Consider the following 13914-nt stretch of genomic DNA (forward strand, 5'->3'; position numbering starts at 1 on the left):
CCACAGGAGACCGCGGACGCCTCACGCGAAGGGGTCATCCTCGCGGAGGCCCGAAGGTCCCGCCATACCGCTGACACCACCGGTCCCGGCGCAGGTCGCGGCCCCGGTCAAGGCCCGGCTCGCGGAACGCGCCGAGTACGTGAACTGGTGTACGTGTCGGGACGGTTGGGACGTAGGTTGTGGTGTGAACAGTTCACGCCTCGGTGGAAAGACGGACGCTACCCATGACCGACCACGCCACGACGCCGGGACCTGCGGCGCATCAGAAGATCGACACATCGGTGCCGCACTCGGCCCGGATCTGGAACTACTGGCTGGGCGGGAAGGACAACTACCCCGTCGACGAGCAGGCCGGCGACGCCTACAGCTCCGTCTTCCCCGGCATCGTCACCGTCGCCCGCAGCAGCCGCGCCTTCCTGCGCCGCAACATCACCCACCTGGTCACCGAGGCGGGCATCGGCCAGTTCCTGGACATCGGCACCGGCCTGCCGACCGTGGACAACACCCACGAGGTCGCCCAGCGGCTCGATCCCCGGACCAGGATCGTGTACGTCGACCACGACCCGATGGTCCTGGCCCACGCCCGCGCCCTGCTCACCTCCACCCAGGAGGGAGCGACCGCGTACGTCGACGCCGATCTGTCCGACCCCGACCGCATCCTGGCGGCCGCGTCAGAGACGCTCGACCTCACCCGTCCCACCGCCCTGATCCTCAGCAACATCCTGGGCCACGTCGCCGACTACGAACGGGCCCGCGCCATCGTCACCCGCCTGATGGAGGGCCTGCCCTCCGGCAGCTACCTCTCCATCAACGACGGTTCACGGGGCACCGACGCCGACTACGAACAGGCCCAGGACGCCTACAACGAAACCGGCGCCGTCCCGTACTTCCTGCGTCCCGTCGACCAGATCACCGCGTTCTTCGACGGCCTGGAACTCCTGGCCCCCGGCGTCGTATCGGTGCCCTTCTGGCGCCCGGATTCCGACTCCCCCGCCCCGGAGCCCATCGGCGAACACGGCGGCCTCGCCCGCAAGCCGTGACCTCACCGGTCGGCGGCTCGACGGCGTGGATCCCGGTGGAGGGCAACCGAGTGACGATCCGGTCATCCGACCGATGAATTCAGTCACCCCCAAGCCCTTACTGAGCGCTACTCGAACCGATGTCGTCGATCTCGTGCATGTCCCCCTGGAAAATGCCAAACCTCCCCGAAACCCTCACAGCCTTACGTAGCTTCCTCGTCACGGACGGTGGGGAACCGCCCGTGACGGGCGGTGGGGACCGCCCGGTTTCACCCTGGGGAAGGGAAGCCGCGTGCCCGGAATCGACGAGTGTCTGCTCGAAGCGATGACACTGCCCGGTGCACGCGGGGCCGCGATCGTCGACTGGACCAGTGGGCTCGCCCTTGGTTCGGTCGGCGAATCGCCCAACGGCGACCATGAGGCGACCGCCGCGGAGACCGCGGAGGTGGCGCGGGCCGCCGCCGAGTACCAGGCGTTCGCGCCCGCCGACGGGGCGTTCGAGGAACCGGACGCCAAGGGCCTGCCCGTCGAAGACCTGATGCTCACCACCCGCACCGGTTTCCACCTGATCCGCTTCGTGGAGACCACGTTCGACAGCAGCGTCTTCCTGCATCTGTGGCTCGACCGTCACACGGGCAACCTCGCGCTCGCGCGCATGCGGCTGCGGGACATCTCCGACCGTCTGGTCCTGGTATGAGTGCCGCTCAGACCCGCCTCGCCACCTCGCCGATGCTGCTGCGTCTCGCCGAGGAGCACGCCACCGGCGCGCTCCTGCGCGACCAGGGGGTCCTCTACCTCTCCCAGGGGCACGTCGTGCACGCCGAGAGCCCGGCGGCGCCCGGCATCGACGTGCTGCTGACCACCGGTGGAATGCTGCCCCCGCAGGGCTGGCAGGACGCCCTTTCGCAGGCGGGGCCCCGGCACGCGGTCGGGCAGCATCTGATCGACAGCGGCCGGGTGGCCGCGGGCGAGCTGGAGCTGTGCCACCTCGGCGCGCTCTTCGACGCCGCGTTCTTCGTCCTCGAACCACCCGGGGGCGCCACCCGGTTCCGCTACGGCGTCGCCCACTGGCTCGGGCAGATACATCCCGTACCGGCCATGACCGTGGCCCGCGAGACGCGGCGCCGCCGCGAACTCCTCGACAGCGTCTGGCCCGACTCGGTGATCGACACGGCCCCCGTCGTGCCCCGCGCGCCCGCCCCCGGCCAGATGATCGGCGACCGCCAGCGCGAGGTGCTGCGGCTCGCCGACGGCAGTCGTACGCCGACGGAGATCGCCTGGGCACTCGGCCGCCCGGCGTTCCACACCCTGCTCGAGGTCCGGCGACTGGCCGCCGCCGGTCTCGTCCACACACCACGGCCTCCCGAACCGGTGGATCCCCCGGTCGCCCTGTGGTGCGTACAGCCCTCCGAGGACCCGGACATCGCCCTGCTGCGCCGGGTGCGCGACGCACTGGAGGCGAGCCCATGACGCCGCCTTCCCCACACCGGGCCGGGCACCAGCCCTCATGAAGCTCTTCGCGCTCTTCAAGCGCGCCGAGAGGAGACACCTGATGGGCTCCGAAGCCGACGTACTGAACGAACTGAGACGCCTGCGCACCCGGATTCCGCAGCTCAGGGGCGCACTCGCGGCCAGCGTGGACGGCCTTGTGCTGGCCCAGGACGCCACGGACGTGGAGGCCGAGGGCGTCTCGGCGCTGACCGCCGCGGCGCTCGGGGTGGCCCTGCGCCTGTCCGAAGCGACCCACCAGGGCGGCTTCCGGGAACTGCTCATCCGGGGCGAGCACGGATACGTCGCCACGTACGCCGCCGGTTCGTCCGCCGTGCTGACGCTGCTGGCCGAGCCGCACATCAACGTGGGCCGGCTGCACCTGGAGGCCCGCCGGTCCAGCGCCTGTATCGGAGAGCTGGTCGACGCCGCCGTCGAACGAGCGGAGGAGAACTGACCCATGCCCCCCACCTCACCCTCATCACCTTCATCGCCCTCATCACGGGCATCCAGCAGACGGAAAGGGAGCAAACTCATGAGCAACACGGAAACCGCGCTCAAGGAAGCCACCACCTCCATCGAGGGCGTCATCGGCGCGGCCCTGGTCGACTACACGAGCGGCATGGCCCTGGGCACCCTGGGCGGCGGCAAGGACCTGGACCTCTCGGTCGCCGCGGCCGGGAACACGGACGTGGTGCGCGCCAAGCTGCGCACCATGGAAATGCTGGGGCTCAAGGACGAGATCGAGGACATCCTGATCTCGCTCAGCAGCCAGTACCACCTGATCCGGCTCATCAAGGGGCGCAACAACAACGGGCTCTTCCTCTACCTGGCCCTCGACAAGGACCGCGCCAACCTGGCCATGGCCCGCCATCAACTCAAGCGGATCGAGGCGGACATGGACGTGTGATCCGGCGTCCCCCCGCACGACACCGCCCCGGTCCACGGCGCCGCGCCCCTCAGGGTGCGGCGCCGGCCGCTGCCGCCGATACGCCACCCGCGTGATCCCGGCATGCCAGAACGGGTGTCCTGACTCAGGCTGGATACGCGGTCACCTCATTGACCACGCGTCGACCAGGGAGCGGAGCACCATGGGAACCGATGTGTTCCACGCACAAGTGCGCCTGACGGTGAACGACGGGCCCCGCAGCATCACCGTCGACCACCGTTCGACGCTGCTGGACGTCCTGCGCGAGCAGCTGGATCTCACCGGTGCCAAGAAGGGCTGCGATCACGGTCAGTGCGGTGCCTGCACCGTCCTGGTCGACGGACGCCGCGCGAACAGCTGTCTGCTGCTCGCCGTCGCCCACGAGGGGTGCGAGATCACCACGGTCGAAGGGCTCGGCGACGATGACGGCGAAGGCCTGCATCCCGTGCAGCGGGCCTTCCTGGAGCGTGACGCCTTCCAGTGCGGTTACTGCACCCCGGGGCAGATCTGCTCGACCGTCGGCGCCCTGGCGGAGGCCGCCGCGGGCCATGCCTCGCACGTGACGGACCCCGCCGCGGCCACCGGCGCGCCCGTGGAGCTGACCCGGGAGGAGATCCGGGAGCGGCTCAGCGGCAACCTGTGCCGTTGCGGTGCCTATCCGCACATCGTCGAGGCCGTCGAGGACGTGACCCGGTGAAGCCCTTCCGGTACGTGCGCGCGTACAGCGTCGAAGAGGCGGCCGCGGCCCACGCGGGACGGCAGGGCTCCCGCTATCTGGGCGGGGGCACCAACCTCGTCGACCTGATGAAGCTGGGCGTGGAGCGCCCCGGGACCCTGATCGACGTCAGCAGACTGCCGCTGGACGCGGTGGAGGAGCTGCCCGACGGGTCGCTCAGGGCCGGCGCCACGGTGCGCAACAGCGACCTCGCCGCCCATCCGCTGGTGCGCGACCGCTACCCCGTGCTCAGCCAGGCGCTGCTCGCGGGGGCGTCGGGGCAGCTGCGCAACGTGGCCACGACCGGCGGCAACCTGCTTCAGCGCACCCGCTGCCCCTACTTCCAGGACCTGAGCAAGCCGTGCAACAAGCGCGAGCCCGGCACCGGCTGCGGGGCACGCGACGGCGTCCACCGCGACCACGCGGTCCTCGGCCACTCGCCGCAGTGCATCGCCACCCACCCCTCGGACATGGCGGTCGCGCTCGCCGCGCTCGACGCCCAGGTGGAGCTGCATGGAGTCCGGGGGCGGCGCACCCTGCCCGTCACCGATTTCCACCGTCTGCCCGGTGACCGCCCTGACCTGGACACCGAGATCGCACCCGGCGAGCTGATCACCGCGGTGCTGCTCCCGCCCGCGGCGGCGAGGCTGCCCTCCGCCTATCGCAAGGCCCGCGACCGCGCCTCGTACGCCTTCGCGCTCGCCTCGGTCGCCGTGGTCCTCGACGTCGAGGACTCCGTCGTACGCCACGTGCGGATCGCGTTCGGCGGCCTGGCGCACCGGCCCTGGCGTGCCCTGCGCGCCGAGCAGGAGCTACTGGGCGGGCCGCCGGGCGACGAGGCCTTCCGTCGAGCCGTGGACGCCGAGCTCTCCGCGGCCGAGCCGCTGCGGGACAACGCGTTCAAGGTGCCGCTCGCCCGCAATCTCGCCTGTGACGTCCTGCGGCGCCTGGCCGACGCGCCCGCCGCTTCCTGACCACGACCCCGCCTGTGCCCCCCCCCCGCTCCCAGGGAGAACCCCATGCCGGACACCGTCAGCGCCCTCGGGGCGCCCGCCGAGCGCAGGGAGGGCCCCCAGAAGGTGACCGGGACCGCCCGCTACGCCGCCGAGCACACCCCCGAGGGGTGCGCCTACGCCTGGCCGGTGCCCGCGACGGTGGCGCGCGGCGCGGTGAGCGCCGTCGACGCCACGGCGGCCCTGGCGCTGCCCGGCGTCGTCGAGGTCCTCACGCATCTGAACGCGCCGCGCCTGGAGAAGCCGGACGACGCCACCCTCGCCGTGCTGCAGGACGCGCGCGTGCCGCACCGCGGCTGGTACGTCGCGCTCGTCGTCGCGGACACGCTGGAGGCGGCACGCGAGGGCGCCGCGGCCGTCCAGGTCACCTACGCGGAGGAACCGCACGACGTCACCCTGAAGGCCGATCACCCCGACGCCTACGTCCCCGAGGACTCGGACGGCACTTCGGGCGAGCACACGCGCGGCGACGCGGACAGCGCGTTCGCCTCGGCGGCCGTCGGCGTCGATGTCGCCTACCGGGTGCCGCCGCTGCACAACCACCCCATGGAGCCCCACGCGGCCACCGCCCACTGGCAGGACGACCACCTGACCGTGCACGACAGCAGCCAGGGCGCCACCACCGTCCGCGACGCCCTGGCCGGCCTGTTCGCGCTGCCGAAGGAGCAGATCACGGTCGTCTCCGAGCACGTGGGCGGCGGCTTCGGCTCCAAGGGCACGCCCCGCCCGCACGTGGTGCTCGCCTCCATGGCCACACGTGCGACCGGCAGGCCCGTCAAACTCGTCCTGCCCCGGCGCCAGTTGGCCGCGGTGGTGGGCCACCGCTCCCCGACACTGCACCGGGTGCGGCTGGGCGCGGACGCGGACGGCACGCTGACCTCCCTGATCCATGAAGTGACCGCGCACACCTCGCGTATCAAGGAGTTCGTCGAGACGGCCACCGCCCCCACGCGCGTCATGTACCCCTCGCCGCACGCCCGCACCACCCAGCGCGTGCTGGCGCTCGACGTGCCGAGCCCCTCGTGGATGCGCGCCCCGGGCGAGGCGCCCGGTATGTACGCGCTGGAGTCGGCGATGGACGAACTCGCCATGGCCCTCGGCATCGACCCCGTCGAGCTGCGCGTGCGCAACGACACGCAGACGGAACCCGACAGCTCCAAGCCCTTCAGCAGCCGTCACCTCGCCGAGTGCCTGCGCGAGGGTGCCCGTCGCTTCGGCTGGTCGGAGCGCGACCCGCGCCCGCGCTCGCGCGCCGAGGGACCCGTCCTGGTGGGCAGCGGGGTCGCCGCGGCGACGTATCCGGTGGTCCTCTCCCCGAGCCGGGCGAGTGCGCACGCCTACCCGGACGGCAGCTTCGTCATCCGCGTCAACGCCACCGACATCGGCCAGGGCGCCCGCACCGTGCTCGCCCAGGTCGCCGCCGACGTGCTCGGCGTGCCGCTGGATTCCGTGCGCGCCGACATCGGCAACAGCGACCTTCCGGCCGCACCGCTGGCGGGCGGTTCCTGCGGGACGGGCTCCTGGGGCTGGGCCGTCCACGAGGCCTGTACGCGGCTGGCGGCGCGCCTGGCCGGACAGCAGGGGCAGCAGCTGCCCCCGGAGGGCGTGGGCGCCACCGCCGACACGGCGGGCGAGGCCGACGCGGACAGCGACTACTCCCGGCACTCCTTCGGCGCCCACTTCGCCGAGGTCGGTGTCGACACGGTGTCCGGCGAGGTCAGGGTGCGGCGGCTGCTCGGCATCTACGCGGCCGGGCACATCCTCAACTCCCGCACCGCGCGCTCGCAGTTCATCGGCGCGATGACGATGGGCCTGGGCATGGCGCTGACCGAGGGCAGCACCATGGACGCGGCCTTCGGCGACTTCACGGAGGCGGACCTCGCCGCCTATCACGTACCGGCGCACGCGGACGTACCCGCGATCGAGGCGCACTGGATCGACGAGGACGACCCCCACCTCAACCCCATGGGCAGCAAGGGCATCGGCGAGATCGGCATCGTCGGGACGGCAGCGGCCATCGGCAACGCGGTGCACCACGCGACCGGTCTGCGGGTGCGCGAACTGCCCCTCACCCCGGACCGGATCCTGGCGGGCGGCAACTGAGCCCGGCGGGGAGCTCTCAGGCGGCGGCCCGGCTCTTTGCCGTCCAGGCCAGCAGCTCCTGTGCCGTCCAGGTCGTCACCACGCGCTCGGCGGGCACCCCGCACTCCTCGGCGCGAGCGCACCCGAACACCTGCCAGTCCAGCTGACCCGGCGCGTGCGCGTCGGTGTCCACGGAGAACAGCACTCCGGCGGCCACGGCCCGGCGCAGCAGCCGACGCGGCGGGTCGAGCCGCTCCGGACGGCTGTTGATCTCCACCGCCGTGCCGGCGGCCGCGCACGCGGCGAACACCGCGTCGGCGTCGAACTGCGACTCCGGCCGCCCCCGCCCGGTGACGAGCCGGCCCGTGCAGTGCCCCAGCACGTCGGCCCGGGGGTTGCTGACGGCGGCGACCATGCGCCGGGTCATCGCGTCGGCGTCCATGCGGAGCTTGGAGTGCACGGAGACGACCACCACGTCGAGCTGGTCGAGCAGCTCGGGCTCCTGGTCGAGCGAGCCGTCGTCGAGGATGTCGCACTCGATACCCGTGAGCAGCCGGAAGGGTGCCCAGCGCTCGTTGAGGCCGGCCACCACCGCCAGCTGCTCGCGCAGCCGCTCCGGCGACAGGCCGCGGGCGATGGTCAGGCGGGGCGAGTGGTCGGTGAGGACGGCCCACTCATGGCCGAGCGAACGGGCCGCCCGGCCCATCTCCTCGATCGGGCTGCCGCCGTCGGACCAGTCGGAGTGCAGGTGGCAGTCGCCGCGCAGCAGCGCCCGCAGCCGGGCGCCGCCCTCGACGAGCGGGGTGTCCGCCTCACTCTCGAGACGCTCCAGATATCCCGGCACGTCGCCGTCCAGCGCCTCGCGGACCACCCCGGCGGTCTTGGGGCCTATCCCTTTGAGCGACTCCAGGGACCCGTCGGCGACGCGCCGCGCGGCCTCGCCTTCGGCCAGCTCGCCGACCACCGCGGCTGCCGTGCGAAAGGCCCGCACCCGGTAGGTCGGGGCGCGACCGCGCTCCAGCAGGAAGGCGATCCGTTCCAGCGCGTCGACGGGGTCCATCGGCACCTCCGGCCGTCGTGAGTGCGACGGCGTACGTGTGCTTCCAGCGTCGCCCACAAAGGGCCGCGGGGCATGTGAGGGCCCCGGCCTCCCGGCCCCGCGGAGTGTCTACGCCGCGGACTCGGCGGAGGGTGCGTCCGGGACGACCGTGACCGGTCCCCTGAAGTCCAGCACGGCCTCGGCTCTCTGCTGGGTCTCCTCGGCGGCCTTGCGGGCTGTCGCGAGGACGTCGCCGTGTTCCTGGACGAGGGTGTCGTAGATCGGCGCCTGAGCGGCGTCATTGGCTGGCATGACCAGCGGCTCCTTGTTCGGGGGACTGTATTGGTCTGTTCGGCCGCATGCGGCCGGTCCGCGACCTTACGCTGCGCTCGCGGGCCTCCGCGGACCGGGGTCGGCCGCCGGGACCGCCGCCCCGGCGTACCGGAGAGGGCCCGCGTACGCCGGAATTCCGGCGGGCACCGGCGAAACGCGCTTCCCTCCCGGTCGCAGCCGGGCGGGATGCGGGGCCCGATGTGAGACTGCTGGTGAGGCGGTGATCACAGATGTCGAGCGAGCCCACGGAGCCCGGCCCCGGCAGCTCCGGATCCGCAGGCTCCAGCTCCGGAAGCTTCGGCCCCGGGAAGCGGAGCCCCCGGCAGCCCGGCCCCGGGGAGCAGCTGTTCGAGCAGCTGCTCGCTTCGGCGCACGCGGCGGCGCCGATGGAGCTGCCCGCCCTGGCCCAGCGGTTCGCCGACGCCGTCGGGCTCGACCGGGTCGACGTGTACCTCGTGGATCTTCAGCAGCGGTACCTGGTGCCCCTGGGCGAGGGTCCGCCCACCCTCAATGTGGACGCCTCCGTCGCCGGTTCGGCCTACCGGGCGCACGCGCTGCGGGTCGAGGAGCTGCCCCAGGGCAAGATCGTCGCCTGGCTGCCGCTGATCGACGGCGCCGAGCGCCTGGGGGTGATCGGCGCGACGGCGTCGGTCATCGACGTCGCGCTGCTGCGCCGCTGCCGCATGCTGGCCTCGGTCCTGGCCATGACGATCACCTCCAAGCGGGCTTCGAGCGACAGCTTCGCGCGCCGGACGCGCTCCGAGGCCATGCAGCTTCCCGCCGAGATGCTGCGGGCCTTCCTGCCGCCCAGGACGATCGGCAACTCCCATGTGATCTCGACCGCCGTGCTCGAACCGGCGTACGAGATCGGCGGCGACGCCTTCGATCACTCCCTGACGCCTTCGACCCTGCACGTGGCGATCCTGGACGCCATGGGCCACAACCTCGCGTCGGGTCTCACGACCGCCGTGGCCATGGCAGGCTGCCGCAACGCCCGCCGGGCCGAGGCCGAGCTGCCCGAGCTCGTCGACACCGTCCAGCACGCGCTGGCCGGGTGGCTGCCGGAGCAGTTCTGCACCGGGATCCTCGCCCAGCTCGACCTGGCCGAAGGCCTGCTGCGGTGGTGCAACTGCGGCCATCCGCCGCCGCTGCTGATCCGGGACCACCGCGTGCTCGACCGCGCTCTGGAGCGGCCCGCCCAGCCGCCCATGGGGACGCCCGCCCTGCTGGCCGACGTGGCGTGGCAGGTGCACGAAGAGGCGCTGGAACCGGGCGACCGGGTGCTGATGTACACCGACGGCGTCACCGAGCTGCGGACGGGCGGAGGCGCCGAGTTCGGTCTCGAACGGTTCACGGACAGCATCATCCGCGCGACCGCCGCGGGCGAACCCGCGCCGGAGGCACTGCGTCAGCTCATCCACTCCATCCTGGACCGGCAGGACAACCAGCTGCGCGACGACGCGACGCTGCTGCTCCTCGAATGGCGCCCGCCGGGAACGGGGTGAGTTCGCCGCTCAGCTCCCCGCATGCCGGAACGTGTGTTCTCGATCAGGGTGGATACACGGCACAGCAGCACCATCAGTCGTGCGTGAAGGAGGACGAGCACCATGGGGAACGACGAGGTCATGGGCGACGAGGTCTACCAGCCCGACGCGGAGGAGGTCCGCGAGGACGAGGGCATCCTCGACGCGGAGGACACGCTCAGCGACCGCGGGGCGGATCCGTACGACGAGGGCTGGTCGCCGCCCGAGCGGCCTCTTGGCGTGGCCCACACCGGCACCACCGCCCAGGAACAGCAGGACGGCGAGAGCCTGTCGGAACGCCTCTCCGAGGAGCGGCCGGACCCCGCGCTCCAGGTTCCCGGCCCGGCCGATGACGACGACGGCATCGGGGACACGACCGACACCGACGGCGAGCCGATCGACGAGAGTCAGGTCGGGGACGCCCGCGCCGGTCGCCTGTTCGCCCCCGACGACGGGGCGAGCCAGGACCCGGAGTCCGACGCCGAGCAGGACATGATCGGCGAGAACATGGGCATCGACGGCGGAGCGGCCTCCGCCGAGGAGGCCGCGGTGCACGTCATCGACGCGGACGCCGCCGACCGGACGGACTCCGCGGGCTGAGGAGGCACGCGCGGGCGCCCGTCGCGACTGCAAGCGCGTGCGAACGGAATGACCTCGCGGACTCCACATGATCTCCACATGAACCCTTGCCCAACGGTTGAGGGTTCGATCAACTGCCAGTTCAGGGGCGTTTATTACTCAATCTTTGGCAGATTTTTGCCCTGTCATCCGAGGTTAATGCGATGGCAAAGTGAGAGACACAGCTGAAGTGCAGGCTGTTCTCCGGGGCGACGTGGAGCCCGCTGTCACTCAGCGGCCCGCGCCGCCTCACTGTCACCATCGACCCGACCACACCGCGTCCCGGCTCCGCCGCAGCGACGCAGGAGGCAGGCCATCATGAAGTCCCTGATCGACAACGCCCGTTCCTTCGCCGCGACACACGTCGCGGACCCTCACAACGCAGCGGCCTTCCAGGCCCTGGGGGCCGGGCAATCGCCCGAAGCCCTGTTCGTCACGTGCTCCGACTCACGCGTCGTACCGGCCCTGATCACCGGCGCACGCCCCGGCGAACTCTTCGAACTGCGTACGGCGGGCAACGTCGTACCCCCCTACCCCCGCGCCGACGACACCGGCCGGGAGGGCCGCCCCATGAGCGAGGCGGCCACCATCGAGTACGCGGTGTGCGTGCTCGGAGTCCGCGACATCGTCGTCTGCGGGCACTCGCACTGCGGCGCGGTGGGCGCCCTGGTGCGGGGCGAAGACCTGTCGGCCGTCCCGGCCGTGCGCGACTGGCTGGACCACTCCGTCGCCCCGGACGCCGCGGTGCGCTCCCTCGTCCCGGCCTCCGCGGACGTGGCGGAAGCCGTGCAGACACACGTGCTCGCGCAGGTGGAGAGGTTGCGCGCGTACCCCTGTGTGCGAGAGCGGGTCGACGACGGCTCACTCACCCTGCACGCCTGGTACTACGAGGTGCACACCGGCACCGTGACCGCTCATCGCCCGTCGTTCGACGAACGGCCGGCGTTCGGTCCGCTGTGAGAGCCGCCGCGCCCCACCGACCGGACCGCTCCCACGACAGGACCCCCCACCCTCATGTCCACTTTCCTCTCTTCGCTCCGCTCCCCCTTCCGCCCGTTGCGTGAACCGGGCGTCAAGCGCCAGGACTTCCTCGCCTCGCTCGTCGTCTTCCTGGTGGCCCTGCCGCTGTGCGTCGGCGTGGCCGTCGCCTCCGGGGTGCCCGCCGAACTGGGCCTGGTCACCGGCATCGTCGGCGGCCTGGTCGTCGGCTTCCTGCCGGGCAGTTCCCTCCAGGTGAGCGGGCCCGCCGCAGGCCTCACCGTCCTCGTATTCGAGGCGGTGCAGGAGTTCGGGCTCGGCATGCTCGGCGCCATCGTGCTGCTCACCGGCGCGCTGCAGATCGCCCTCGGCCTGCTGCGCTGCGGGCGCTGGTTCCGCGCCATCTCCGTGTCCGTCGTCCAGGGCATGCTGGCGGGCATCGGACTCGTACTGATCCTCGGCCAGCTGTACACCATGGCCGGGTCCGAGCAGCCACGCTCCGGGCTCGACAAGATAGCCGGGCTGCCCGGCCTCCTGGTCGACGTGCTGGGTGACACCGCCTCACTGACCGCCGCGGCCCTGGGCCTTGGCACCATCGCCGTGCTCGTGCTGTGGCCGAAGCTGCCCACGGCCGTGCGCGTGGTACCCGCCCCGCTGGCGGCCGTGGCGCTGGCCACCGCCTTCTCCGCCGGGCTCGGCCTGGACGTGGCCAACGTGACGGTGCGCGGCCTCGTCGACGCCGTCCAGCCGCCGGGGTTCGGCGACCTGGCGGCCCTGGGCAGTGTGGCCGTACTCGGCACGGTCCTCGCGTTCACCCTCATCGCATCGGCCGAATCGCTGTTCAGCGCCGCGGCCGTGGACCGCATGCACGACGGGCCACGCACGCAGTACGACAAGGAGCTCGTCGCCCAGGGCGTCGGCAACACGGTGTGCGGCGTCCTGGGCGCCCTGCCCATGACCGCGGTCATCGTGCGCAGCTCGGCCAACGTCGAGGCCGGCGCCCGCACACCGCTCTCGCGCATCCTGCACGGCGCGTGGCTGCTGCTGTTCGCCGTGCTGCTGCCGGCCGCGCTCGGCATCATCCCGCTGGCGGCGCTCGCCGGTGTCCTGGTCCACGCGGGCTGCAAGCTGATCCCCGTCAAGGAGATCGTCCCGCTCGCCCGTGCCCACCGGGGCGAGGCCCTGATCCTTGCCACCACCGCGATCGCCATCGTGGTGACCAACATGTTCGAGGGCGTGGTGCTCGGCCTCGTGCTCGCGGTGGTCAAGTCCGCCTGGGACACCTCCCATGTGAACCTGGACGTACGGGAGTTGACCGGTGGCCGGATGGTGGTGACCCTCACGGGCAACGCCACGTTCCTGCGACTTCCGCGCATCCTGGAGACGCTGGAGGCGCTGCCCAAGGACCGGCCCATCGAGCTGGATCTGACGGCGGTGCGCCATCTGGATCACGCCTGCCGTACGACGCTGGAGAACTGGGCGCTGCGGCACAACGACAGCGGTACGGAAGCCGTGCGCATGAAGACGTCTCCGATGGCCGCTTCCGGGACCGAGAGCTCCACCTCGCAGGCTCCCGCACGCCACTGAATCCGGGCGTCCGCCCCTGATCGCCGTCTGCCGCCCGCCCCGGCGGCAGACGGTGCACGGCCCCACGCATGGCCCCGCGGTGGGCCACATCGGCATGCCCGCGTAACCCCGGGCCCGCCTGCGTTCAGGCAACAACCGGACGTCGGCATGCGGTTCAGCCATCCAGTCCACCCCCATTGACTTTCCCTTGACCATCTCTTTACCTTCAAAGGGATGGGGCGAAAGTCGCGTTCTCCATCAATCCGGCAGCTATTGCCACATAGCAACTATCTATGGAGGTTTCACCATGGAGCAGCTCATCAAGCGCATGACCCAGGAGTCCGTGTGGCAGAAGTGGGTCGCCACCAACTCGGCCCAGTCCGGCGCCGGGCAGGGCTCGAAGGACGGCTGCATCAGCTCGGCGCCCAAGAGCGGCTGCATCAGCGCCACCGGCAAGAGCGGCTGTATCTCCTGAACGGCCGCATCTCCTGAGCCGCTGATGCCGCGGGGCCGCCCCCCCCCCCCTGGCGGCGGGGGGGCCCCCCCCCCCCCCCCCCCCCCCCCCCCCCCCCCCCCCCCCCGGGGCCCCCCCCCCCCCCCCCCCCCCGGGCG

15 protein-coding genes are annotated in these 13914 nt (G+C 72.0%); 13 read left to right on the forward strand and 2 right to left on the reverse strand.

Annotated elements, in window-relative coordinates:
• Positions 1 to 224 precede the first annotated feature (224 nt).
• The 8 genes from ACFUPX_RS24800 to ACFUPX_RS24835 all read left to right on the forward strand — a co-directional run bounded on the left by ACFUPX_RS24800 (position 225) and on the right by ACFUPX_RS24835 (position 7266).
• Positions 225 to 1040 (forward strand): SAM-dependent methyltransferase, encoded by an 816-nt coding sequence (locus ACFUPX_RS24800; RefSeq protein ID WP_383326559.1) that lies wholly within the window; start codon positions 225 to 227, stop codon positions 1038 to 1040.
• Positions 1041 to 1311: 271 nt separating this feature from the next.
• On the forward strand, positions 1312 to 1716 hold the full coding sequence (locus ACFUPX_RS24805) for a hypothetical protein (RefSeq protein ID WP_383326562.1): 405 nt from the start codon (positions 1312 to 1314) through the stop codon (positions 1714 to 1716).
• A complete protein-coding gene (locus ACFUPX_RS24810) occupies positions 1713 to 2489 on the forward strand; it encodes a transcriptional regulator (protein WP_383326565.1) in 777 nt (258 codons plus the stop codon). Before ACFUPX_RS24805 ends, ACFUPX_RS24810 begins: the two co-directional genes overlap by 4 nt.
• A gap of 82 nt (positions 2490 to 2571) precedes the next feature.
• Positions 2572 to 2964, forward strand: coding sequence for a roadblock/LC7 domain-containing protein (locus ACFUPX_RS24815; protein WP_383326567.1), 393 nt, complete (start codon positions 2572 to 2574; stop codon positions 2962 to 2964).
• Positions 2965 to 3042: 78 nt separating this feature from the next.
• Positions 3043 to 3417, forward strand: a complete 375-nt coding sequence (locus tag ACFUPX_RS24820; protein ID WP_383326570.1) for a hypothetical protein — start codon at positions 3043 to 3045, stop codon at positions 3415 to 3417.
• Between the two features lie 181 nt (positions 3418 to 3598).
• On the forward strand, positions 3599 to 4132 hold the full coding sequence (locus ACFUPX_RS24825; RefSeq protein ID WP_383326573.1) for a 2Fe-2S iron-sulfur cluster-binding protein: 534 nt from the start codon (positions 3599 to 3601) through the stop codon (positions 4130 to 4132).
• Positions 4129 to 5124 (forward strand): FAD binding domain-containing protein, encoded by a 996-nt coding sequence (locus ACFUPX_RS24830; RefSeq protein ID WP_383326575.1) that lies wholly within the window; start codon positions 4129 to 4131, stop codon positions 5122 to 5124. Before ACFUPX_RS24825 ends, ACFUPX_RS24830 begins: the two co-directional genes overlap by 4 nt.
• A 45-nt stretch (positions 5125 to 5169) precedes the next feature.
• On the forward strand, positions 5170 to 7266 hold the full coding sequence (locus tag ACFUPX_RS24835; RefSeq protein ID WP_383326578.1) for a xanthine dehydrogenase family protein molybdopterin-binding subunit: 2097 nt from the start codon (positions 5170 to 5172) through the stop codon (positions 7264 to 7266).
• Between the two features lie 16 nt (positions 7267 to 7282).
• Here ACFUPX_RS24835 and ACFUPX_RS24840 read toward each other — a convergent pair whose 3' ends face one another.
• The gene (locus ACFUPX_RS24840) at positions 7283 to 8305 is read right to left on the reverse strand and encodes a PHP domain-containing protein (RefSeq protein ID WP_383326581.1); all 1023 of its coding nucleotides are present in this window, start codon (positions 8303 to 8305) and stop codon (positions 7283 to 7285) included.
• A gap of 108 nt (positions 8306 to 8413) precedes the next feature.
• Positions 8414 to 8596, reverse strand: coding sequence for a hypothetical protein (locus ACFUPX_RS24845; protein WP_383326584.1), 183 nt, complete (start codon positions 8594 to 8596; stop codon positions 8414 to 8416).
• 251 nt (positions 8597 to 8847) lie between these two features.
• Between ACFUPX_RS24845 and ACFUPX_RS24850 the strand changes: the two genes are divergently transcribed.
• From ACFUPX_RS24850 to ACFUPX_RS24870, 5 genes are all read left to right on the forward strand, one after another.
• Positions 8848 to 10122 (forward strand): PP2C family protein-serine/threonine phosphatase, encoded by a 1275-nt coding sequence (locus ACFUPX_RS24850; RefSeq protein WP_383326587.1) that lies wholly within the window; start codon positions 8848 to 8850, stop codon positions 10120 to 10122.
• A gap of 102 nt (positions 10123 to 10224) precedes the next feature.
• A complete protein-coding gene (locus ACFUPX_RS24855; protein WP_383326590.1) occupies positions 10225 to 10740 on the forward strand; it encodes a DUF5709 domain-containing protein in 516 nt (171 codons plus the stop codon).
• Positions 10741 to 11076: 336 nt separating this feature from the next.
• Complete coding sequence (locus ACFUPX_RS24860) at positions 11077 to 11718, forward strand: carbonic anhydrase (protein WP_383326593.1); 642 nt, start codon at positions 11077 to 11079, stop codon at positions 11716 to 11718.
• A 54-nt stretch (positions 11719 to 11772) separates the two neighbouring features.
• Positions 11773 to 13323 (forward strand): SulP family inorganic anion transporter, encoded by a 1551-nt coding sequence (locus tag ACFUPX_RS24865; RefSeq protein WP_383326596.1) that lies wholly within the window; start codon positions 11773 to 11775, stop codon positions 13321 to 13323.
• Between the two features lie 286 nt (positions 13324 to 13609).
• Positions 13610 to 13777 (forward strand): hypothetical protein, encoded by a 168-nt coding sequence (locus tag ACFUPX_RS24870; protein WP_383326599.1) that lies wholly within the window; start codon positions 13610 to 13612, stop codon positions 13775 to 13777.
• Positions 13778 to 13914: the final 137 nt, after the last annotated feature.

The organism is Streptomyces sp. NPDC057302, assembly GCF_042667685.1.
Lineage (GTDB): Bacteria > Actinomycetota > Actinomycetes > Streptomycetales > Streptomycetaceae > Streptomyces.